14 protein-coding genes are annotated in these 21995 nt (G+C 64.8%); 5 read left to right on the top strand and 9 right to left on the bottom strand.

Features of this window, described 5'->3' with window-relative positions; translation table 11 throughout:
* Window positions 1–77 precede the first annotated feature (77 nt).
* The 8 genes from IEC33019_RS20790 to IEC33019_RS20755 all read right to left on the bottom strand — a co-directional run bounded on the left by IEC33019_RS20790 (window position 78) and on the right by IEC33019_RS20755 (window position 10867).
* Window positions 78–1433: a DUF3426 domain-containing protein gene (locus IEC33019_RS20790; RefSeq protein WP_070090427.1), complete on the bottom strand. Its 1356-nt coding sequence runs from the start codon at window positions 1431–1433 to the stop codon at window positions 78–80.
* A 41-nt stretch (window positions 1434–1474) separates the two neighbouring features.
* The gene (gene prmA / locus IEC33019_RS20785) at window positions 1475–2353 is read right to left on the bottom strand and encodes a 50S ribosomal protein L11 methyltransferase (RefSeq protein ID WP_070090426.1); all 879 of its coding nucleotides are present in this window, start codon (window positions 2351–2353) and stop codon (window positions 1475–1477) included.
* A gap of 185 nt (window positions 2354–2538) precedes the next feature.
* Window positions 2539–3894, bottom strand: a complete 1356-nt coding sequence (gene accC, locus IEC33019_RS20780; protein WP_070090425.1) for an acetyl-CoA carboxylase biotin carboxylase subunit — start codon at window positions 3892–3894, stop codon at window positions 2539–2541.
* A 17-nt stretch (window positions 3895–3911) separates the two neighbouring features.
* Window positions 3912–4376, bottom strand: coding sequence for an acetyl-CoA carboxylase biotin carboxyl carrier protein (accB, locus tag IEC33019_RS20775; RefSeq protein WP_070090424.1), 465 nt, complete (start codon window positions 4374–4376; stop codon window positions 3912–3914).
* Window positions 4377–4477: 101 nt separating this feature from the next.
* Window positions 4478–4930 carry a type II 3-dehydroquinate dehydratase gene (gene aroQ / locus IEC33019_RS20770; RefSeq protein WP_070090423.1) on the bottom strand — a complete coding sequence of 151 codons (453 nt, stop codon included), beginning with the start codon at window positions 4928–4930 and terminating at the stop codon, window positions 4478–4480.
* Window positions 4931–5109: 179 nt separating this feature from the next.
* Window positions 5110–6888: a protein-disulfide reductase DsbD gene (locus IEC33019_RS20765; protein WP_070090422.1), complete on the bottom strand. Its 1779-nt coding sequence runs from the start codon at window positions 6886–6888 to the stop codon at window positions 5110–5112.
* Between the two features lie 245 nt (window positions 6889–7133).
* Complete coding sequence (locus IEC33019_RS28310; protein WP_372340648.1) at window positions 7134–7913, bottom strand: methyl-accepting chemotaxis protein; 780 nt, start codon at window positions 7911–7913, stop codon at window positions 7134–7136.
* A gap of 1337 nt (window positions 7914–9250) precedes the next feature.
* Complete coding sequence (locus tag IEC33019_RS20755; protein ID WP_070090420.1) at window positions 9251–10867, bottom strand: diguanylate cyclase; 1617 nt, start codon at window positions 10865–10867, stop codon at window positions 9251–9253.
* A gap of 252 nt (window positions 10868–11119) precedes the next feature.
* Between IEC33019_RS20755 and IEC33019_RS20750 the strand changes: the two genes are divergently transcribed.
* From IEC33019_RS20750 to speA, 4 genes are all read left to right on the top strand, one after another.
* Window positions 11120–12187, top strand: a complete 1068-nt coding sequence (locus tag IEC33019_RS20750; RefSeq protein WP_070090419.1) for a DUF2333 family protein — start codon at window positions 11120–11122, stop codon at window positions 12185–12187.
* A gap of 2 nt (window positions 12188–12189) precedes the next feature.
* Entirely contained in the window at window positions 12190–12726 is a 537-nt protein-coding gene (locus IEC33019_RS20745) for an NUDIX hydrolase (RefSeq protein ID WP_070090418.1), read from the top strand.
* Window positions 12727–13012: 286 nt separating this feature from the next.
* Entirely contained in the window at window positions 13013–13384 is a 372-nt protein-coding gene (locus IEC33019_RS20740) for a translation initiation factor Sui1 (protein WP_043207898.1), read from the top strand.
* Between the two features lie 153 nt (window positions 13385–13537).
* Complete coding sequence (gene speA, locus IEC33019_RS20735) at window positions 13538–15451, top strand: arginine decarboxylase (protein WP_070090417.1); 1914 nt, start codon at window positions 13538–13540, stop codon at window positions 15449–15451.
* A 60-nt stretch (window positions 15452–15511) separates the two neighbouring features.
* Here speA and IEC33019_RS20730 read toward each other — a convergent pair whose 3' ends face one another.
* Window positions 15512–16849, bottom strand: a complete 1338-nt coding sequence (locus IEC33019_RS20730) for an MATE family efflux transporter (protein ID WP_070090416.1) — start codon at window positions 16847–16849, stop codon at window positions 15512–15514.
* Between the two features lie 177 nt (window positions 16850–17026).
* Between IEC33019_RS20730 and IEC33019_RS20725 the strand changes: the two genes are divergently transcribed.
* Window positions 17027–21928: an alpha-2-macroglobulin family protein gene (locus IEC33019_RS20725; RefSeq protein WP_070090415.1), complete on the top strand. Its 4902-nt coding sequence runs from the start codon at window positions 17027–17029 to the stop codon at window positions 21926–21928.
* Window positions 21929–21995 lie beyond the last annotated feature (67 nt).

Raw genomic sequence — 21995 nt, 5'->3', positions numbered from 1 at the left:
CCGCCGCAAGCTTCAAGCCAGCCGGTGCTCGGCCTGCTCGTTCTTGTGGCTTGAAGCGTGCTGCTGAGCGCTTGTTTTCATTCCGGCGAGCGGAAGCTCAGGCTGTAGTTCACAGCCTTCGGGCCTGGATCGAGGATGTCCAGGGCGATGTGGATAGGGGTTTGGCTGGGCATCTCGCCACGTCCGGCCAGCTCCCCTGACAGGTACTCGCTGGGCTTGAAGCGACGGCTGGCGATCAATTGGCCGTTGAGGTCGGCAAAACGCAGCTCCAGCAGCGGGAACGGTTGGGCGAACGGCGCGCGGTTGTAGATGATCGCGTCGACGATCAGGGCGCCCTTGAAGTCCGGGTGGCTGCGCACCACCAGGTTGCTGCTTTTGATGCGGGAGATGTCGACGCGGGTCGGCACCGTACAACCGACCATCGGGCACAGCTGCTGGAACCAGGGCCGGTACTGGTCCTGGCGGGCCATTTCATCGAAGTGGTAGGCGATGTATTGGAATGCAAGCAGGCCAGCGGCCAGCAAGGTCAACAGGCTCCACAGCAAGCGCTTGAACCAGTTGGGCTTGGCCTTTTGCCAGTCGAGCTGCAAAGGGTCGTCCACCACATGCACCAGCGGTTCCTTGCGGGAAGGGCGCTCGGGTTTGGCGGCCAGCATCGGTTCGGGTCGCTCGTCGTGCAGGTCTTCCGGCTCGTCGTCATCGCGTGCAGACAGACGAAGGCCGTCGGGCTCGTCATCGTCCCGGGCCGAGAGGCCTTTCTCGGGGGCGTCGTCGTGGATCGAGAACGGTGCAACCGCCTCGTCGATCAAGGCGTCGCGGGGCTCGTTCTGGGGCAGCGGGCGAGGTTCGTCATCGTCGAGGTTCAGGCCGCCCAGGGTCGGTTCGGTACGTTCGCCGGGCGCCGGTTCGAGGTCCAGGTCGAGGGTCTCCTGCTCGACCAGCACGGGCGTTGGCTCCTCGACAGGCAGGTCCAGCCGATGATCGGCGGCGGTGCCGAAGGGTTCGTCCGCGTGCTCATCGTGGCGATGGTCATCGCGGCGGGCCTGCAAGGCCTCTTCACGCGACGGGGCCTGGCGCTCCTGGGGTGGCTCGCGACGCTCGAGGCGGGCGAGCTCCTGGTCCAGGTCCAGATCATCCAGGGCTTTTGCGGTGAGCGCCCAATCTTCCTGCGGCTGGCTCGGGGCCGACTCCGGGCGTTCGTCCTGGGGCGGTTGTGCCGATTCCTGCGCCAGTTCTTGCGTCGGTGCCGGTGCCGGGCTCGGCACTTCAGGCGTGTCGGCGGCCCGGTTCTGCTCCAGCAATTGCTTGGCAGCGTTGAACACCTGCAGGCAGTGGCCGCAGCGCACCACGCCACGCGCCATACTCAATTGCTGGTAGGTGACGCGAAAGCTGGTCTGGCAATGCGGGCACTGGGTGACGAAACTGTCGGTCATGCGGCGATCCGGGCTGTGCAGGTGGTTAAGTCTAGGTGGGCCTAGCGGCGGCGGCCACTGATCCGTACCCAGCCGTCGCGCACGACGATCGGGTCCAGGTCGAAATCGGCGGCATAGGCGGCGGCCACTTCATCGCCCTGCTCGGCGAGGATACCCGACAAGGCCAGCAGGCCGCCGGGGCGAACCAGGCCGGACAACTGCGGCGCCAGCGAGACCAGCGGGCCGGCCAGGATGTTGGCGACCAGCACGTCGGCTTGCATGGCGGGCATCTGCTCGGGCAGGTACAGGGCCAGTCGCTCGTCGGCGATGCCGTTGCGTCCGGCATTGTCGCGCGAGGCCTCCAGGGCCTGGACGTCGATGTCGGTGCCGATCGCTTCACGGGCGCCGAGCAGCAGCGCGGCAATGGCCAAGATGCCCGAGCCACAGCCAAAGTCCAGCACCTGGGTGCCGTCGAGCTGCTGGCCGTCGAGCCATTCCAGGCACAGGGCGGTGGTCGGGTGGGTGCCGGTGCCGAAGGCCAGGCCCGGGTCCAGAAGGAGGTTGACCGCGTCCTTTTCCGGTGCCTCGTGCCAGCTCGGCACGATCCACAGGCGCTGGCCGAAGCGCATGGGCTGGAAGTTGTCCATCCAGCTGCGTTCCCAGTCCTGGTCTTCGATCACTTCGGCGTGGTGCTCGGGCAACTCGGCGCCGGTCAGCAGGCGCAAGTGGGCGAACACGGCCTCAGGCTCGGCATCGGCCTCGAACAAGGCCAGCAGGTGGGTGTGCGACCAGAGCGGGGTGGTGTTGAGGTCCGGTTCGAAGATCGGTTGGTCTTCGGCGTCCATGAACGTGACCGAGACAGCGCCGACTTCGAGCAGGGCGTCTTCGTAGGTTTCGGCTTGGTCTGGGCTGATGGCCAGGCGTACTTGCAGCCAGGGCATGGCGGGCACCTTTGGTAAATCGACGGGGGCAGCCCAGGGCTGCGCGAAAGGGCGTCAGTTTACGCGAGTGCGGGGGGTTTGTAGAGAAGAGCAGGTGGCCCCGATATTGGCGACCGTGCGGTCTTTTGATCAGGCAATAAAAAACCCCGGCACTGGGCCGGGGTTTTCGCATCACGCTAACGCGATCACTCCTGGTTGGCCAGTTTGTGCTCGAGGTAGTGGATGTTGACGCCGCCTTTGCAGAAACCTTCATCACGCACCAGGTCGCGGTGCAGTGGGATGTTGGTCTTGATGCCGTCAACGACGATCTCGTCCAGGGCATTGCGCATGCGGGCCATGGCTTCGTCACGGTCCTTGCCGTAGGTGATCAGCTTGCCGATCAGCGAGTCGTAGTTCGGCGGAACCGAGTAACCGCTGTACAGGTGCGAATCGACGCGAACGCCGTTGCCGCCCGGGGCGTGGAAGTGCTTGACCTTGCCTGGGCTCGGAATGAACTTCTTCGGATCCTCGGCGTTGATACGGCATTCGAGCGAGTGACCGCGGATGACCACGTCTTCCTGGCGGATCGACAGCTTGTTGCCAGCGGCGATGCTGAGCATCTCCTTGACGATGTCGATGCCGGTGACCATCTCGGACACTGGGTGTTCGACCTGGACGCGGGTGTTCATCTCGATGAAGTAGAAACGACCGTTCTCGTACAGGAACTCGAAGGTGCCGGCACCGCGGTAGCCGATCTCGATGCACGCGTCGACGCAACGCTTGAAGACTTCCTGACGGGCCTTCTCGTCGATGCCTGGTGCTGGCGCTTCTTCCAGGACCTTCTGGTGACGGCGCTGCAGCGAGCAGTCGCGGTCGCCCAGGTGGATGGCGTTGCCTTGGCCGTCGGAGAGGACCTGGACTTCCACGTGACGTGGGTTGGTCAGGAACTTCTCCAGGTAGACCATCGGGTTACCGAAGGCCGCACCGGCTTCGGTACGGGTCAGTTTGGCCGAGGCGATCAGATCCTCTTCCTTGTGCACCACGCGCATGCCGCGACCACCGCCGCCACCGGCGGCCTTGATGATCACCGGGTAGCCGACGTCACGGGCGATCGCCAGGGCGACCTCTTCGTCTTCCGGCAGCGGGCCGTCAGAGCCCGGCACGGTCGGTACGCCCGACTTGATCATCGCGTCCTTGGCCGAAACCTTGTCGCCCATCAGGCGAATGGTGTCGGCTTTCGGGCCGATGAAGGCGAAACCGGACTTTTCCACCTGCTCGGCGAAATCGGCGTTCTCCGCCAGGAAGCCGTAACCCGGGTGGATTGCGGTGGCGCCTGTCACTTCGGCAGCGGCGATGATCGCCGGGATGTGCAGGTAGGAATCCTTGGACGATGCAGGACCGATGCAGACCGACTCGTCTGCCAGCCCCAGGTGCATCAGTTCGCGGTCGGCCGTGGAGTGAACAGCGACGGTCTTGATACCCAGCTCTTTGCAGGCACGCAGGATCCGCAGGGCGATTTCCCCGCGGTTGGCGATCAGGACTTTTTCGAGCTTCCCAGACATCGTTGGCTCTCCGCGGTTCAAACGATGGTGAACAGCGGCTGGTCGAACTCAACCGGCTGACCGTCTTCCACCAGGATGGCGTCGATGACACCGCCGATATCGGCTTCGATGTGGTTCATCATCTTCATGGCTTCGACGATGCACAGGGTGTCGCCTTTCTTCACGGTCTGACCGACTTCAGCGAAGTTGGCCGAGGTCGGCGAAGGTTTGCGGTAGAAGGTGCCGACCATTGGCGAGCGGATCACGGTGCCTTTGAGGGCTGGAGCGGCGGCGCCAGCTTCGGCGGCCGGGGCAGCGGCGACTGGCGCGGCAGCGGCAACCGGGGCAGCGACTGGAGCCGGGGCGGCGAAGTACTGGGCGCCGGCCGGGGTCTTGCTGTGACGGCTGATGCGAACGGACTCTTCGCCTTCCTTGATCTCCAGTTCGTCGATGCCAGACTCTTCCAGCAGTTCGATCAGCTTCTTGACTTTACGGATATCCATTAATCATCAACTCCCAAGGTTCGGTCGGGGACTTAATTGTAAAAACGTGTCTAAAACGTTTCTCTAGAGCCCTGGCCCCGAAGGGCCAAAGCCTTGTGTCATCAGGGCTGTGCGTTGGCAGCCAGGTATTCCAGCGCGGATTCCAGGGCCAACCGGTAACCGGTGGCGCCCAGACCGCAGATCACCCCTACGGCGACATCGGAGAAGTAGGAGTGATGACGGAACGGTTCACGCTTGTGCACGTTGGAGAGGTGCACTTCGATGAATGGGATGCTCACAGCCAGCAATGCGTCACGTAATGCGACGCTGGTGTGGGTGAAAGCAGCCGGATTGATCAGGATGAAGTCCACGCCTTCGTTGCGGGCGGCATGGATACGGTCGATCAATTCGTACTCGGCATTGCTCTGCAGGTATTGCAGGTGGTGGCCAGCGGCGCGGGCGCGCTGCTCCAGGTCCTGGTTGATCTGGGCCAGGGTCACGGCGCCGTAGTGGCCTGGTTCGCGGGTGCCGAGCAGGTTCAGGTTGGGGCCGTGCAGCACCAGTAGGGTTGCCATCTGCGATTCCTTGGATTTTGTAGGGCAATACGACATGAGCGCGGCGACTATGCCGCAAGAGGGCGTCGGGTGTCCAGTTCCCTGCAATAGCCAGCACGTTGTCCGAGGTTCGCGCAAAGTATGTGACCGGATTATTAACTCTGGTCACTCCTTTGGCGAATTTTCCTGGCTCGGGGAAGTTATAGACCGAGTTTGCCGCGCACGCGCGACAGAATATCTGCGAATTCGCCGGCGTTTATCTCGCCAATGACCCGATCAGCGGACATTTCGCTGCCGTTCGCCGAAAAGAACAGCAGCGCTGGCGGGCCGAACAGCTGATAGCGGTCCAGCAGGGTGCGTTGCTCGGCATTGCTCTCGGTGATGTCGAAGCGCAGCAGCTTGAAGGCGCCCAGTTGCGGCTGGACCTGCGGCGCGTTCAGTACTTCATGCTCGATCACCTTGCAGCTGATGCACCAGTCGGCGTACCAGTCCAGCAGCACCGGTTGACCGGCGGCTTTGGCTTCGGCGAGCGCTGCATCCAGCGCGGCGGGGGTGGTGAGGGTCTGCCAGGCATCGCTCTTGCTGGCCGGGCTGGCGCCGAGGTTGGCCACCGCCGGAGGCGGCAATGGGCGCAGCGGGTCGCCCTGACCGCTCAGGGCGCCATACCAGCAGGCCACGGCGTAGACCAGCAAGGCCAGGCCGAGCAATTGGGCCAGGCGTTGGCGCGGTGGCTTGACCACGAACTCCAGGGCGCCGAGGAACAGCGCCACGCCTGCGGCCAGCAACCCGACCAGCAGCAAGGTCACAGGCCCTGGCAGCACGCGGCTCAGCAGGCCGATCGCCAGGCCCAGCAGGAGCACGCCGATGGCGTTCTTGACCGTGTTCAGCCATGGGCCGCTCTTGGGTAACCAGGCCGCGCCGCCGGTGGCGACCAGCAGCAGCGGCGCGCCCATTCCCAAGCCCAGGGCAAAGAGTTTGAGTGCCCCGCCCAGTGCATCGCCGCTGGCACTGATGTACAGCAGGGCACCGGCCAGCGGTGCCGACACGCAAGGGGACACCAGCAGGCTGGACAGCACGCCCAGCACGGCCGCACCCAGCAGCGAACCGCCCTTGGTACGGTTGGCGACGTGGTCCAGTCGGCTGCTCAGCGCCTGGGGGAGCTTGATTTCGAACAGCCCGAACATGGCCAGGGCGAACAGCACGAAGAACAGCGCGAACGGCACCAGTATCCAGGCCGATTGCAGGCGGGCCTGCAGGTTCAGGCCGGCACCGAACATGCCCATCAGCGCGCCGAGCACAGCAAAGGACGCGGCCATCGGCAGCACGTAGGCCAGCGACAGGCTCAGCCCACGCCAGCCACCGACCTGCCCGCGCAGGACCACGCCGGACAGGATCGGCAGCATCGGCAGCACGCAGGGTGTGAAGGTCAGGCCGACGCCGGCAAGGAAGAACAACAACAGCGATTGCCAGCTCCAGACGTGCTCGGCAGTGGCTGGGCCGGCATCGGGCCTGGCGCCTGTGCCGTCGATGCTCAGTCGTTCGGTTTCCGGTGGGTAGCACAGGCCTTTGTCGGCGCAGCCTTGGTAGCCCACCAGCAGGGTAAAGGCACGTGCATCGGTGCGCGGCAGTTCGATGTCGACTACGCCGTGGTAGACCTCCACGTCGCCGAAGAACTCGTCGTGCTTGGCTTCGCCTTTGGGGATGTTGGCCGGGCCCAGGATGATGTCGGCGGGCTCTGTGCGGAACTGGAAGCGGTGGCGGTAGAGGTAGTAGCCCTCGGTGGCGACGAAGCGCAGCTTGATGCGCTGGGCATCGGCCTGGACCAGGCTGAGCTTGAAGGCCTCGTGGACAGGCAGGAAGTCGGCGCTGTTGCTCAGGGATGCAGCGCCGAGGGTGGCGCTGGGGCGGTTGTCGAGCAGGCCCGTGGCGAATGCAGGGCTGGCCAGCAGCAGGAACAGCAGGAAAAACAGGCGGCGCATGGCGGTCTCGCTAGGTGAAACGTGGGCGCATCATAGCGGACTTGCCGTTGATTGGGGCCAGGCTGGCCGGCAGCGCGACACATGGGCGCCGGATTTCATGTTGTCAGTACCGACGCTTTCGCGGGTAAACCCGCTCCCACAAGGATCGCGGTGAGCCGTCTGGTTAAACCTCCTTCCACAGGATGGCGGTGAGCCCTGTGGGAGCGGGTTTACCCGCGAAGGCGTTCGTTCAGGCGCCTCGGCGCTCAAAGGCGAAACGCCCTCACCGCGGTATTCAGTTCACCCCCAAGCTGGAGCAACTGCTCGCCTTGCTGGCGTCCTTCGCCAATGCGCTGCAGGTTGTCCTCGCCCAGTGCGTGGATCCGCTCGCTGTGATCGCGGATCTCGCTCACTGCACCGGTCTGCTGGGCGGTCACTTCGGCAATGCGCACCGCCGTGTCGGCGATCGTGCGGATCGCACCGACGATTTCATCGAGTGCGCCGTCGGCGGCCTGGGCCTGGCTGGCAGTGGTCTGGGCGTGTTCGAGCTGGATGCGCATGCCGCTCACCGATTCCCGGGCGGCCTGTTGCAGGCGGTCGATCAAACCTTGGATTTCTCCGGTGGCGCCCGTGGTGCGCTGGGCCAGCGAGCGGACTTCGTCAGCGACCACGGCGAAGCCACGACCCATCTCGCCTGCCCGCGCCGCTTCGATGGCGGCGTTGAGTGCCAGCAGGTTGGTCTGTTCGGCGATGGCGCGAATCACCGTCAGCACGCCACCGATGGTGGCCGATTCCTCGGCCAGTTGCTCGATCGTCTGCGCGTTGCCTTGCACTTCATCGACCAGCGCGCGTAGGCCGGAGAGGCTTTGGCCGATCACGGCCTGGCCCTGTTCCACGGCGCGACCGGCGTCGCGGCTGGCGTCGGCGGCGGCGCTGGCATCGCCCGCCACCTGCTGGATGGTTGCCTCGAGTTCGCCCAGGGCATCGCGTATTTGCGCGGTGTCACCGGCCTGGCGCTCGGCGCCGTCGTGCAGGGCGGTGCTCATGCCCGCCAGCGCATGGCTGCTGCCCGCGACTTGCTCGGCGTTGTGGCGCAGGGTGCCCACCAGATCGACCAGGTACTGACGCAGGCGGTTGAGCGACGCCTGGATATCGTGCAACTCGCGGTTGGTGCGCCCCAGGGCGATGGGCTGGGCAAAGTCGCCCTCGGCCCAGCGCGACAGGGCCGGGGCCAGGCTGGTCAAGGTGCGCGCCAGGCGACGCTGAAGGGTATCGATGAGCAGGGCGATAAGCAGGATCAGGCCGATCATCAGGCCTTGGATGATGCGCACTTCGCCAGCGATCTTGGCGTGCAGACCACGCACCTCCGGCTCCAGGGCAGCGATGGCCTGTTGCACGGCCTCAAGCCGATCGCCCGTGCTGGCGGCCAGGGCGGTGCGGCGTTCGATCTGTTCGCGGGTGCGTTGCAGTTCGGCCGGGTAACGGGCCAGCAGGCTTTGCAGCTCGCGCTTCAGACCCACTGCGACATCTTCGCGTTGTTCGCTGGCCTGGGTCTGCAGGCCCATCAACGCTGCGAAATCGTCGGCGTTGGACTCGGCGGCGCGGGTCACGCCCAGCAGCGGCAGGCTGTCGATGGCCTGGGCTTGGGCGCGGATCAGTTGCAGTTCACGCTCCACTTCATCGGCCAATTCCGCGCGGCCGCTGCTGACCAGTTTGTCCCGAGCCAGGGACAGGCGCCCCAGATGCACCGAGGCGTCCAGCAAGGGCGCAAGGTAACGGCCAGCGTCTGGGCTGGCGCTGTCACGGGCGTAAGCGGCCAATTGTTCAAAATTGGCCCCCAGTTCGCGTTCGGCTTGGAGCAGCAAGGCCTGCGGATCGCCGGCGAGCTTGCCGGCGGCGAGCAATTCGTTGCCGGTAAAGGCCTGCAGGTGGTCAAGGCTAGGGTGCAGCGTGTCCGCAAGCGCCTGCGGCCAGTCGGCGAGTGAGGCCTGCAATTGCTGGGTCGCCTCCAGGGCTGCGGCGTGGCGCAAGGCGTCGCCACTGTTCAGGTAGGCCTGAATATTGCGCACAGCGTCATTCTGGAACTGCTGGGACAAGCCCAGGTAGCGTTCCATCAATTGATAGGGACGCTCCAGGGCGCGTTGCGACCACCACAGGGTCGCGCCCAAGGCGATGCAGACGGTCACCAGCAACAGGGTATTGAAATTGGTCAGCCACTTCAGGCGCATAGCCGCGAACTTCCAGCGGGAGTGGAGAGAGGTAGGTGCCTGAAGTTATTGCGGTTTTGTGACGAGGTGATGACGAAGAGGGCTTGCCTTCACAAAAAAAGTGGCTATTTGCCTTTATGGGCGAAAGCAGGCCTGCGCGCGGGTGACGAATGCGCCTAGGGCTCCACGCGCACCACGCAGTTGCGCCCGGCATGTTTGGCCCGATACAGCGCTTCGTCGGCGGCGCTGGCCATGGTCAGGGCATCGTGGTTGTCGTCCAGTTGCACCACGCCTGCGCTGAAGGTGCACTTGAGGTCGTGGGGCTGGGCGGGGTAGAGGATATCGGCAAAGCGTCGACGGATCTCGTCCAGTACCTTGTGGGCCGCGTCCAGCGCGGTATTGGGCATGACGATGGCAAACTCCTCGCCACCGTAGCGCCCGATGAAATCGGTCTTGCGCAGCCGCTGTTTGAGAAACAGCGCCAGGCTCTTGATCACCCGGTCGCCCATGGGGTGGCCATGGCGGTCGTTGATCTTCTTGAAGTGGTCGATGTCGAGCATGGCGAAGCTCAGCGGCTGGCCCTCGCGACGGGCGCGGAAGCTGCAATCTTCGAGCAACTGGAGGATATGGGTGTGGTTGTACAGCCCCGTGAGGCTGTCGCGCACCATGCGCGCCTTGAGGTGGCGGGCCCGGGCCGCGCGGTTGCGCACGGTGGTGACCAGGTGGCGTGAACGGATCGGCTTGGTCAGGAAGTCGTCACCGCCCTCGCTCATGGCGTCCAGTTGCTTGTCCAGGTCATCCTCGGCCGAGAGATAGATGATCGGCACGCTGACGTAACGATCATTGTGGCGGATCACTTTGGCAAGCTCCGGGCCGGTGCAGTCGGGCATGTAGAGGTCGAGGATGATCAGGTCGGGCTGGAAGTCCGCCAGTTCGGCCATGGTGCGGATCGGCTCGGTGAGGGTGCGGGTGATCATGCCCGCGCCGTTGAGCAGGCGCTCGGTATGCATGGCCTGGGCGCGGGAGTCGTCGATGATCAACACCCGGAACGGGTCGTACTGGGTGGCGCTGGTGTACAGCTCGACTTTCTCCAGCAGGCTCGAGGCCTCCAGCGTGCCGGTCAGGAATTCCTGGCCTCCGGCGCGCACGGCGGCCAGGCGGGTCGGGGTGTCGGTCTCGTGGTGGCTGAAGAACAGCAGCGGAATATGCTGATCCAGCCCTTGCTGTGCCAAGGCCGCGAGTTTCAGTCCTTGGCCTGGGCCGGTGAAGTCCACATCCATGACGATGGCCGAAGGCAAACGTTCACGCATCGAGGCGCAGAAAGCTTCGGCATTGAGCAGCGCTTGCACGCCCAGGCCAAAGAACTCGAGCTGTTGGGCCAGGCGCTCGGCGCGGTCGTGGTCCTGAAGCAGGATATACACGGGTTTGCGCACGGGGGGCAGAGGCACATTGTCGAGTTGGTCACCCTTGCGCAGGCCGGTACGCGAAAGGCGCTGCATCAGGCGGTTGAGCTCGCTGATCAGTTCCGAGTTCAGTCGCGCGCTGTTGGCCTCGATGGCCCGCAACGTCTGGCCGATGGCCGTTGACAGCACGCTATGCTCGGGTTGTTCGAAACGTTCGGCATAGCGCTGCAGGCGCAGATTGGCCTCGCACAACTCGGCCAGCTCTGCAGTCGACCACTCGCCCCGCTGCAGGCGCTGCCAGATCTCCAGGATCTGTCGGGCCTGATGGATGACCCGTTGGGCGAAGTGCTGCTTGAGGCGCTCGTGGCTCGGGTCGGCTGGCTGGGTCATGTCCTGACTGCTTGTTGGTGTGTGATTATGCAGGTGCAATGATGGCTCCATGCTAGCACTCATTTCTGGACTGGCCAGTGCGCCATGTCAACAAAGTCCGCCGAGGTACGATTATTCAGTTACCGACCGATTGGTCGCTTATGCGTAAGGCAGTGTCTGCTTTATAGTGCTGTCACGCGGGCTTGCCGTGGCACCCTGGCTGGGGCTGGTGGTCCAAGCCCCTTGAACTGTCGGACTGATAAGGACAACGCCATGCTGGACTGGAAAAACCGCGAGGCCAAAGCCGAGCCACGTGAGCGCGTCGACGCCCGTGGCGCTGCTACACGTAGCTACCTGGGGGGGCTTTGGAGCCGAGCTCTGGGCACCCTGATCGGCCTGTATCTGTTGGTATGCATCGGCCTCGGTTGGTACTGGAGCCAGGAGCCGGACCTGTTCCCGGTACAACAGAGCGCCCAGGCCGCCGCCGAGCGCACCGGTCAGCAGATGGTGGTGGGTTATACCACCGTCGAGACCCTCAAGACCGTCGCCGGCACCCTGTTGAACAAGCCGGGCGGCTATATCTCCAACGACCGCTTCCCGCCAGGGCTGTGGATGGACAACATGCCGAGCTGGGAATACGGCGTGCTGGTCCAGGTGCGTGACCTGTCGCGCGCGCTGCGCAAGGACTTCGCCCGTTCCCAGTCGCAATCGACCGAAGATGCCGATCTGGCCAAGGCCGAGCCGCGCTTCAACTTCGATAACAAGAGCTGGATCCTGCCATCGAGCGAGTCGGAGTTCGAGGAAGGCATCAAGTCGCTCAGCCGCTACCAGCGCCGCCTGTCCGCAGGCGACCAGGGCGCCATCTTCTATACACGCGCTGACAACCTGAACAACTGGCTGGGTGATGTGGCCACTCGTCTGGGCTCGTTGTCCCAGCGCCTGTCGGCCAGTGTCGGCCGGGTCAAGCTCAACAGCACCTTGAAAACCGAGTCGGTGGTGCCTGGTCAGGCGCCGCAGGTCGACGAGGAACTGGTGGAAACCCCATGGCTGCAGATCGACAACGTGTTCTACGAAGCCCGTGGCCAGGCCTGGGCGCTGTCGCACCTGCTGCGCGCCATCGAGGTGGACTTCGCCGATGTGCTGGCCAAGAAGAACGCCACGGTCAGCGTGCGCCAGATCATCCGTGAGCTGGAGGCCTCCCAGGAGGCGCTGTGGAGCCCGATGGTGCTCAACGGCAGCGGCTTTGGCATGTGGGCCAACCACTCGTTGGTGATGGCTAACTATATTTCCCGAGCCAACGCTGCGGTCATCGACCTGCGTCAACTGCTGTCGCAGGGCTGAGGATGACCATCAGCGCGCAGGAGGCTGCGCACCGCGCGGCCTCTGATCGTGAGTCGGTCGCCTGGGTCGATGAGGCCGACCGACTGCTTGGCGCCTTGCCTCGGGCCGAGCTGCGTGAGCGCGGCCTGATCGGGCGCTGCACCTTCATCCTGCTGTTCAACAGCGCCGGTGAGCTGTGCGTGCACCGGCGTACCTTGAGCAAGGCGCTGTACCCCGGCTATTGGGACGTGGCCGCCGGCGGCATGGTGGCTGCCGGCGAAAGCTACGAGGTGTCGGCAGCGCGAGAGCTGGCGGAAGAGCTGGGTATCGCTGGCGTCGCGTTGCGCTTTCACGAGCGTTTCTATTTCGACCAGCCGGACAACCGGTTGTGGTGTGCGGTGTTCTCGGCGGTTTCCGATGCGCCGTTGAAGCTGCAGCCAGAAGAGGTCAGTGAGGCGCGGTTCGTGAGCCTTGCCCAGGTAGAAGCCGATCGTGGGCGTTTACCGTTCTGTCCGGACTCGCTGGCGGCGCTGGATCGTTACACGGCCAGCCTGAAATAGCGGTGTTGGCAGTGCTGGCGCTTTCGCGGGTAAACCCGCTCCCACCAAGGATCGTGTAGCGCTTGAGCGCTGAGGGAATGGGTTTATTCGCAAAGGGTCGCAAAACATTCGCAAAATGGCGCATTCCAGTACTTAGCAACCGGCAGATTTATCGTTACACTGCGCGCCCTTTTCGGGCTGCCGCAGGATCTTGCGGCAGTAGCGCTGCCCCTGCCAGAGTGGGGCTTCGCGGTCGGTCCTGGCCCCAGGCATCGACCAGTTTTTGTCCTCAGCAAGAGGAACAAAAGTGGCCAAGAAAGCTTCTTCCTTCGCCGCCCTTGGCGGTCTCGTTTACTCCACCGATGCCGGTCGGCATTGCCCGGACTGTGGCAAGCCGGTGGACGCCTGCATCTGCAAGCAACAGGTCATCCCCGAAGGTGATGGTATCGCCCGCGTGCGCCGCGAAAGCAAAGGCCGTGGCGGCAAGACCGTGACTACCATCAGTGGCGTCCCGCTGCCCCTCGACCAGCTCAAGGAGCTGGCCAGCAACCTCAAGCGCCGTTGTGGCACCGGAGGCGCGCTGAAGGATGGGGTCATCGAGATCCAGGGCGACCACGTCGAGTTGCTGCTCGGCGAGTTGACCAAGCAGGGTTTCAAAGCGAAGAAATCCGGCGGTTGATCCCGGCCCGCGCGATTTTTTGCCCAGTGCTTTCTAAACTCGTTCCCGTAGGAAGGGTCTATCCCTGACCACGGACGAATCGTCATTTTCAGTTTTTACACTGCGTCCGCCCCTGGCGGGGCAGTGTCTTTGACTTATCTACAGGGGACTTGAATGTCCGTACGACGCACACGCAAAGATGATGGCAGCCAGTGGACCGTGGCCGACAGCCGCAGTGTTTATGGTATCCGCCATTGGGGCGCTGGTTATTTCGCCATCAATGAGGCCGGGCGCGTCGAAGTGCGCCCCAACGGCCCGGACAGCGCCCCGATCGACCTATACGAGCAGGTCGATGAGTTGCGCCAGAGCGGTCTGTCGCTGCCGCTGCTGGTGCGTTTCCCCGACATCCTGCAGCATCGCGTGCGCCAGCTGACCGGTGCGTTCGACGCCAACATCGAGCGCCTGGAATACCAGAGCAAGTACACGGCGCTGTACCCGATCAAGGTCAACCAGCAGGAGGCGGTGGTGGAGAACATCATCGCCACCCAGAACGTTTCCATCGGCCTTGAAGCGGGTTCCAAGCCCGAGCTGCTCGCGGTGCTGGCACTGGCGCCCAAGGGCGGCACCATCGTCTGCAACGGCTACAAGGACCGTGAGTTCATTCGCCTGGCGCTGATGGGCCAGAAGCTTGGCCACAACGTGTTCATCGTCATCGAGAAGGAGTCCGAGGTCGCCTTGGTGATCGAGGAGGCCGCTGAACTCAAGGTCAAGCCACAGGTCGGTCTGCGCGTGCGGCTGTCGTCGCTGGCATCGAGCAAGTGGGCCGACACTGGGGGTGAAAAGTCCAAGTTCGGCTTGTCCGCCGCCCAACTGCTCTCGGTGGTGCAGCGCTTCCGCGATGCCGGCCTTGACCAGGGCATCCGCCTGCTGCACTTCCACATGGGTTCGCAGATCGCCAACCTGGCCGACTACCAGCACGGCTTCAAAGAGGCCATCCGCTACTACGGCGAGCTGCGCGCCTTGGGCCTGCCGGTCGATCACATCGACGTCGGCGGTGGCCTGGGCGTGGACTACGACGGCACCCACTCGCGCAACGCCAGCTCCATCAACTACGACATGGACGACTATGCCGGCGTGGTGGTGGGCATGCTCAAGGAGTTCTGTGACGCCCAGGGCCTGCCGCATCCGCACATCTTCTCCGAGAGCGGCCGCTCGCTGACCGCGCACCACGCCATGCTGGTGATCCAGGTCACCGACGTCGAGAAGCACAACGACGAAGTGCCGGCCATCGAGAACAAGGAAGCACTGCCTGAGACCGTGCAGTGGCTGGTCGACCTGCTCGGCCCGACCGACATCGAGATGGTCACCGAGACCTACTGGCGCGCCACCCACTACATGGGCGACGTTGCCGCGCAGTATGCCGATGGCAAGATCAGCCTGTCCGAGAAGGCCCTGGCCGAGCAGTGCTACTTTGCCGTGTGCCGTCGCCTGCACAACTCGCTCAAGGCCCGTCAACGCTCGCACCGCCAGGTGTTGGACGAGCTCAACGACAAGCTGGCCGACAAGTACATCTGCAACTTCTCGGTGTTCCAGAGCCTGCCGGACACCTGGGCCATCGGCCAGGTACTGCCGATCATCCCGCTGCACCGCCTGGATGAAGAGCCGATGCGACGCGCCGTGCTGCAGGATCTGACCTGCGACTCCGACGGCAAGATCAACCAGTACGTCGACGAGCAGAGCATCGAGACCAGCATGCCGGTACACGCGGTCAAGGAAGGCGAAGACTACCTGCTGGGTGTGTTCCTGGTCGGTGCGTACCAGGAGATTCTGGGCGACATGCACAACCTGTTCGGCGATACCGACTCGGTGAACATCTACCAGAACGCCGATGGCAGCGTGTATCACGCCGGCATCGAGACCCACGACACCATCGAAGACATGCTGCGCTACGTGCACCTGTCGCCGGAGGAGTTGATGACGCATTACCGCGACAAGGTTGCCAGCGCCCGCATCACAGCGCGCGAGCGTACCCAGTTCCTTGACGCGCTGCGTCTGGGACTGACGCGGTCCTCGTACCTTTCCTCGTAACCCCCGGGGCCGCGTTGCGGCCCATCGCGGCAAGCCGCTCCTAAGGGGGCGGCCCCGCCCTCACTGAATCCAACGCCCCTTTTCCTGCAACCGCCATCCCACCCAGCCTAGCGTTGCTGCCCGCACCGCCATGAACCCCAGAAACGCCAGCCACAATCCGTGGTTGCCCAACCCGCTCAGCAGCGCCGCCAAGGGCAGCGTGATCATCACCGACAGCAACATCGCATTGCGCATCTCACGCGCCCGTGTCGCACCGATGAACAGGCCGTCGAGCAGATAACTCCACACCGCGATCAACGGGAGCACCGCCAGGTATGGCAGGAACGGGTAGGCCGCCGCGCGCACGCTGTCGATGTCGGTCTGCAGGTCGATGAACAGATGACCAGCAAGCAGAAACAGCACGGCAAAGCCTAGGCTGACAATCAGCGACCAGCCGCAGGCCACCACCAGCGAGCGGCGCAAGGTGTCGCGGTCGCGGGCACCGATGGCGTGGCCGCACAGGGCTTCGACCGCATGGGCCAGGCCGTCCAGGGCGTAGGCGGTGAGCATCAGGCCGTTGAGCAGCAGGGCGTTGGCTGCCACGGTGGCTTCGCCCAGCCGTGCGCCTTGCACGGTCAGCAGCAGGAACACCAACTGCAGCGCCAGGCTGCGCAGGAAGATATCGCGGTTGACCGCCAGCAGCGGTCGCCAGGCCTGCCAGCGCTTGAGCGCGGCCCAGGCGATGTGCCCGGGGTAGGCGCGCAGGGCCGGACGGGTCAGGGCAAGGCCGAGCAGCGCGGCGCTCCATTCGGCAATGACCGAGGCCCGCGCCGAGCCCAGCACGCCCCAGCCAAGGCCAAGGACGAACCACAGGTTGAGGACGATGTTCAGCACGTTGGTGGTCAGCAGGATCGCCAAGGGCGCCCGGGCATTCTGGGTGCCCAGGAACCAGCCGACCAGGGCGTAGCTGGCCAGCGCCGCCGGCAGGCCCAGCAAGCGGGTATGGAAGAAGTCTTCGGTGGACTGGTGCAGCGCCGCGCTCGGTTGCATCGCCTGCAACGCCAGTTGGCTGAAAGGAATGGCCAACAGGCCGATCAACAGCGCGAAGGCCAGGGCCAGCAACAGGCCCTGCACCAGCACCTGGCGCAACGCCGCGCCGTCGGCGCGCCCGGCGGCCTGGGCGGCGAAGCCGGTGGAACCCATGCGCAGAAAACCCATCAGCCCGACCATGAAGGTGAACAAGGTGGCGCCCACCGCGACTGCACCCAACTGATGCGCGTGGGGCAGGTGGCCGATCACCGTGCTGTCGACCAGTGCGACCAACGGCACGGAGATGTTGGAAAGGATCATCGGCGCAGCCAGGGCCCAGACCTTGCGGTGGGTGAGGCGGTCGTGCCAGTCGGTGGACAGTGTGGGCATCCGGAACCTTGGGTTTAGGGGCGCGAAGCGGCCCGCTTGGAGAGTGGCGCCATTGTAGCGGCCGGGCCGCCGCAGTGCGCGAACAGGGTCGCAGTTGTGTCCTCCTGGCAGGTACGCCGCCCGCCAGTGCGCTATAGTTGCGCCCTTATCGATACGCTGCCCAAGAGTTCTCTCTCCATGCTCAACAAAGGATTGTTGCTGGCCTGCGCGCTGGCATTGCTCAGTGCGTGTGATTCCTCCTCGAAGGATGCCCCGGCACCTGCCGAGAAGCCGGCGGCCTCAGCCCCTGCTGCTGCCCCTGCGCCCAAGCGCGAAGACCCGGCCGTCCTGGCCAAGCGCTACGCCGATCGTGAGCTGACCGTTCTGGACGTCTCGGAAGTCCAGGTGGACGGGGCCAGCACCCTGTCGGTCAGCTTCTCAGCACCCCTGGACGCCAGTCAGGACTTCGCCGCCAAGGTTCACCTGGTCGATACCGTCAAAGGCAAGGTCGACGGCGCCTGGGAACTTTCGGACAACCAGATGGAGCTGCGCCTGCGTCACCTGGAGCCGCAGCGCAAGCTGGTCCTGACGATCGACAAGGGCCTGCTGGCAGTCAACGACAAGCGCCTGGAGCAGGAGTCGGTCACCCGCCTGGAAACCCGAGACATGCAGCCCACCGTGGGCTTCGCCAGCCGCGGTTCGCTGTTGCCCACACGCCTGGCCGAAGGCCTGCCGGTGATCGCCCTGAACGTCGACAAGGTCGATGTGGAATTCTTCCGCATCAAGCCGGACATGCTCTCCAGTTTCCTCGTCAACTGGGGCCGCAACAGCAGCCTGTACTACTACCAGTCCAAGGAAACCCTGGACATGGCCGATCTGGTCTACAGCGGCCGCTTCGACCTGAACCCCGTGCGCAACACCCGCGAGACCGTGCTGCTGCCGATCGCCGGGATCAAGCCGCTGCAGGAGCCAGGCGTGTACCTGGCGGTGATGCGCGCCTCGGGCACCTATGACTATTCGCAGCCGGCGACCCTGTTCACCCTGAGCGACATCGGCGTTTCCGCCCACCGCTATCGGGATCGCCTGGACGTGTTCGCCCAGGCCCTGGAAGGCGGCAAGGCGCTCAAGGGCGTCAACCTCGAGCTGCACGACGACAAGGGCAAGCTGCTGGCCCAGGCCGAGACCGACGGCGAGGGCCACGCGCAACTGCCGATCACCGCCAAGGCCGACACGCTGATTGCCACCCAAGGCGTGAATACCACATTGCTACGCCTGAACACTGCGGCCCTGGACCTGGCCGAGTTCGACATCACCGGCCCCCAGGCCAACCCGCTGCAGTTCTTCATCTTCGGCCCGCGCGACCTGTATCGCCCAGGCGAGACCGTGCTGCTCAACGGCTTGCTGCGCGACCAGGACGGCAAGCCGGTCAAGGCGCAACCGGTGACGGTCGAGGTGCGTCGGCCGGATGAGCAGGTCAGCCGCAAGTTCGTCTGGGAGGCCGACAGCAACGGCTTGTTCCAATATCAACTGCAACTGGCCACCGAAGCGCCGACCGGCCGTTGGCAACTGCTGCTCGACCTGGGGGGTGGGCGCAAGCAGGTCTATGAGTTTCTGGTCGAGGATTTTCTCCCCGAGCGCCTGGCCCTGGAGCTCAAGGGCAGCAGCACACCGCTCTCGCCTGAAGAGACCGCGCGCATACACGTCAATGGCCGTTACCTCTATGGCGCGCCTGCCGCAGGCAATCGCCTGAGCGGCCAGGCCTATGTGCGCCCCCTGCGCGAAGCGGTGCCGGCACTGCCGGGCTACCAGTTCGGCTCGGTCACCGAGACCGAACTCAACCAGGACCTGGAACTGGACGAGGTGACCCTCGACAACGCCGGCAAGGCTACTCTGGACATCGAAAGCCGCTGGGCCGAAGCGCGCTCGCCGTTGCAACTGACCGTCCAGGCGAGCCTTCAGGAGTCCGGCGGGCGGCCGATCACCCGTCGCCTGGAGCAGCCGATATGGCCGGCCGAACGCCTGCCGGGCCTGCGTGGCCTGTTCGAAGGCGAGGAAACCGACAGCGATGGCCCCGTGGAATTCGAAGTGCTGGTGGCCGACCGCGAAGGCCACAAACTCGCCGCCGAGGACCTCAAGGTGCGCCTGGTGCGCGAGCGCCGCGACTACTACTGGAACTACTCCCAGAGCGACGGCTGGAGCTACAACTACAACGAGAAGTTCCTTACCCAGAGCGAGGAGACCGTCAGCGTCAAGGCCGGCGGCACCGCCAAGCTGAACTTCCAAGTGGAATGGGGCCCGTACCGGGTCGAGGTGGAAGACCCGCAGACAGGGCTGGTGTCCAGCGCGCGCTTCTGGGCCGGCTACCGCGCCCAGGACAACGCCGAAGGCGGTGCGGTGCGCCCGGACCAGGTCAAGCTCGCCCTGGACAAACCCGCCTATGCCGATGGTGCGACCGCCAAGGTCACCGTCACCCCGCCTGCGGCCGGCAGCGGCTATCTGATGATCGAATCCAGCGATGGCCCGCTGTGGTGGCAGGAAATCGACGTGCCCGCCGAGGGCAAGACCTTCGACGTGCAACTGGACAAGCAGTGGGCACGTCACGACCTGTACATCAGCGCCTTGGTGATCCGCCCCGGCGAGCGCAAGGCCAACGCCACGCCCAAGCGTGCCGTGGGCGTGCTGCACCTGCCGCTGAACCGCGCTGAACGCAAGCTCGCGGTGACCTTGCAGGCGCCGGAGAAGATGCGCCCCAAGCAGCCGCTGACCGTGAAGTTCAAGGCGGTTAACGCTGACGGCAGCGTGCCCAAACAGGTGCATGTGCTGTTGTCCGCGGTGGACGTGGGCATCCTCAACATCACCGACTTCAAGACGCCGGACCCGTTTGCCAGCCTGTTCGGTCGTAAGGCCTATGGTGCCGACCAACTGGACATCTACGGCCAGCTGATCGAGGCTGGGCAGGGCCGCCTGGCCAGCCTGGCATTCGGTGGCGACGCGGCCATGGCCAAGGGCGGCAAGCGCCCCAACACCACGGTTACCATCGTCGCCCAGCAGAGCTTGCCGGTGACCCTCAATGCGCAAGGCGAGGGCGAGGCGACCGTCGAGATTCCTGACTTCAATGGTGAGCTGCGGCTGATGGCCCAGGCCTGGACCGATGAGCACTTCGGGATGGCCGAAGGCAAGACGGTCGTTGCCGCACCGCTGATCGCCGAACTCTCGGCGCCGCGCTTCCTTGCCGGTGGCGACCGTACCAGCCTGGCGCTGGATCTGGCCAACCTGTCCGGTCGCGCCCAGCAACTGAACGTGCAGGTCAGTGCCGATGGCCAATTGGCCCTGGCCGGCGAGGGCCAGCAGAGCGTCAGCCTGGCCGAGGGCCAGCGCAAGACCTTGATGATCCCGGTACAGGCCCAGGGTGGTCTTGGCCAGGGCAAGGTGCAGGTGCGAGTCAACGGCCTGCAGTTGCCTGGCGAGCCGGCCAACGTCTTCGCGCGCGAGTGGACCCTCGGTGTTCGTCCTGCCTACCCGGCGATGCTCAAGCACTACCGCGTGGCCCTCAAGGACCAGCCCTGGACCCTGCCTGAATACGACCTTGCGGCCTTCGAGAGCGCAGGTCTGGAGGCCAGCCTGGCACTCTCCAGCCGTCCACCGCTGAACCTGGCCGAGCAGATCCGGGCCCTGGAGGCCTACCCCTACGGTTGCCTGGAGCAGACCACCAGCGGTCTTTACCCCTCGCTCTACGCCGATGCCGAGAGCCTCAAGCGCCTGGGTATCAAGGGCGAGTCGGCCGAGGTGCGCAAGCGCAAGATCGAGATGGGCATCGAGCATTTGCTCGGCATGCAGCGCTACAACGGCAGCTTCGGCCTGTGGAGTTCGGACAGCGAAGAGGAATACTGGCTGACGGCCTATGTCACCGACTTCCTGTTGCGCGCCCGTGAGCAAGGCTTCGGCGTACCGGCCGAGGCGCTGAAGAAAGCCAACGAACGCCTGCTGCGCTATGTACAGGAGCGCAACCTGATCGAGGTGGACTACAGCCAGAACGCTGATCACACCCGCTTCGCCGTGCAGGCCTATGCCGCGCTGGTGCTGGCGCGTAACCAGCAGGCACCGCTCGGTGCCCTGCGTGGCCTGTTTGAGCGCCGCAGCGATGCGCGCTCCGGTCTGCCACTGGTGCAGTTGGCGGTGGCGCTGGACAAGATGGGCGACAAGCCCCGCGCCCAGCAGGCGCTGCAGGCAGGCCTGGGCGTGAAGCGCAGCGATGGCTGGATGGCCGACTACGGCAGCGCCCTGCGTGACCAGGCGCTGATCCTGGCCTTGCTGCAAGAGAACAACCTGGCCAGCAACCAGGTCGACCAGCGTCTGTTCGCCCTGTCCGATGAACTGGCGGCCAATCGCTGGCTGTCGACTCAGGAGCGCAATGCCCTGTACCTGGCCGGCCGTGGCCTGCTGGGCAAGCCGGAAGGCCAGTGGCAGGCGCGTCTGGACAGCGCCGGAGAGATCCGCGAGTTCAACAATGCCGAATCGGGCATGAAGCTCGAAGGCCCCTTGCTGATGTCGCCGCTGACTGTGCAGAACCAGGGCAGCGAGACGCTCTATCAGCAGCTGACCCTCTCCGGTTACCCGCGCCAGGCTCCACTTGCCGGGGGCAACGGCATGGAGATTCGTCGTGAGTACCTGGGCATGAACGGCCAGCCGCTGGACCTGCGCAACCTGCGCAGCGGCGAGCTGGTGTTGGTGCACTTGGCGCTCAAGGCGTCCACCCAGGTGCCGGATGCCTTGGTGGTCGACCTGCTGCCGGCAGGCCTGGAGCTGGAGAACCAGAACCTGGCCCAGAGTGCCGCCAGCCTGGACAACGCCAGCAGCGCGGTGAAGGAATGGCGCGAGTCGATGCAGAACGCCAGCCTGGTGCATCAGGAGTATCGCGATGACCGCTATGTCGCCGCGCTCAAGCTCGACGGCTACGGCACCAGCCATCTGCTGTACCTGGCTCGGGCGGTGACGCCGGGGACCTATCGCATTCCGCCGCCGCAGGTGGAGTCGATGTACCGGCCTAACCTGCAGGCGGTTGGGGAAGGACAGGGCGAGATGGTGGTCAAGGGCCGCTAGCCCACAACGCTTTTCTGTAGGGGCGGCCTTGTGTCGCGAAAGGGCCGCAACGCGGCCCCAACACGTA

The sequence above is a fragment of the Pseudomonas putida genome (assembly GCF_002741075.1).
Classification (GTDB): Bacteria; Pseudomonadota; Gammaproteobacteria; order Pseudomonadales; family Pseudomonadaceae; genus Aquipseudomonas; species Aquipseudomonas putida_T.
This window is presented reverse-complemented; position numbering and strand designations above follow the sequence as displayed.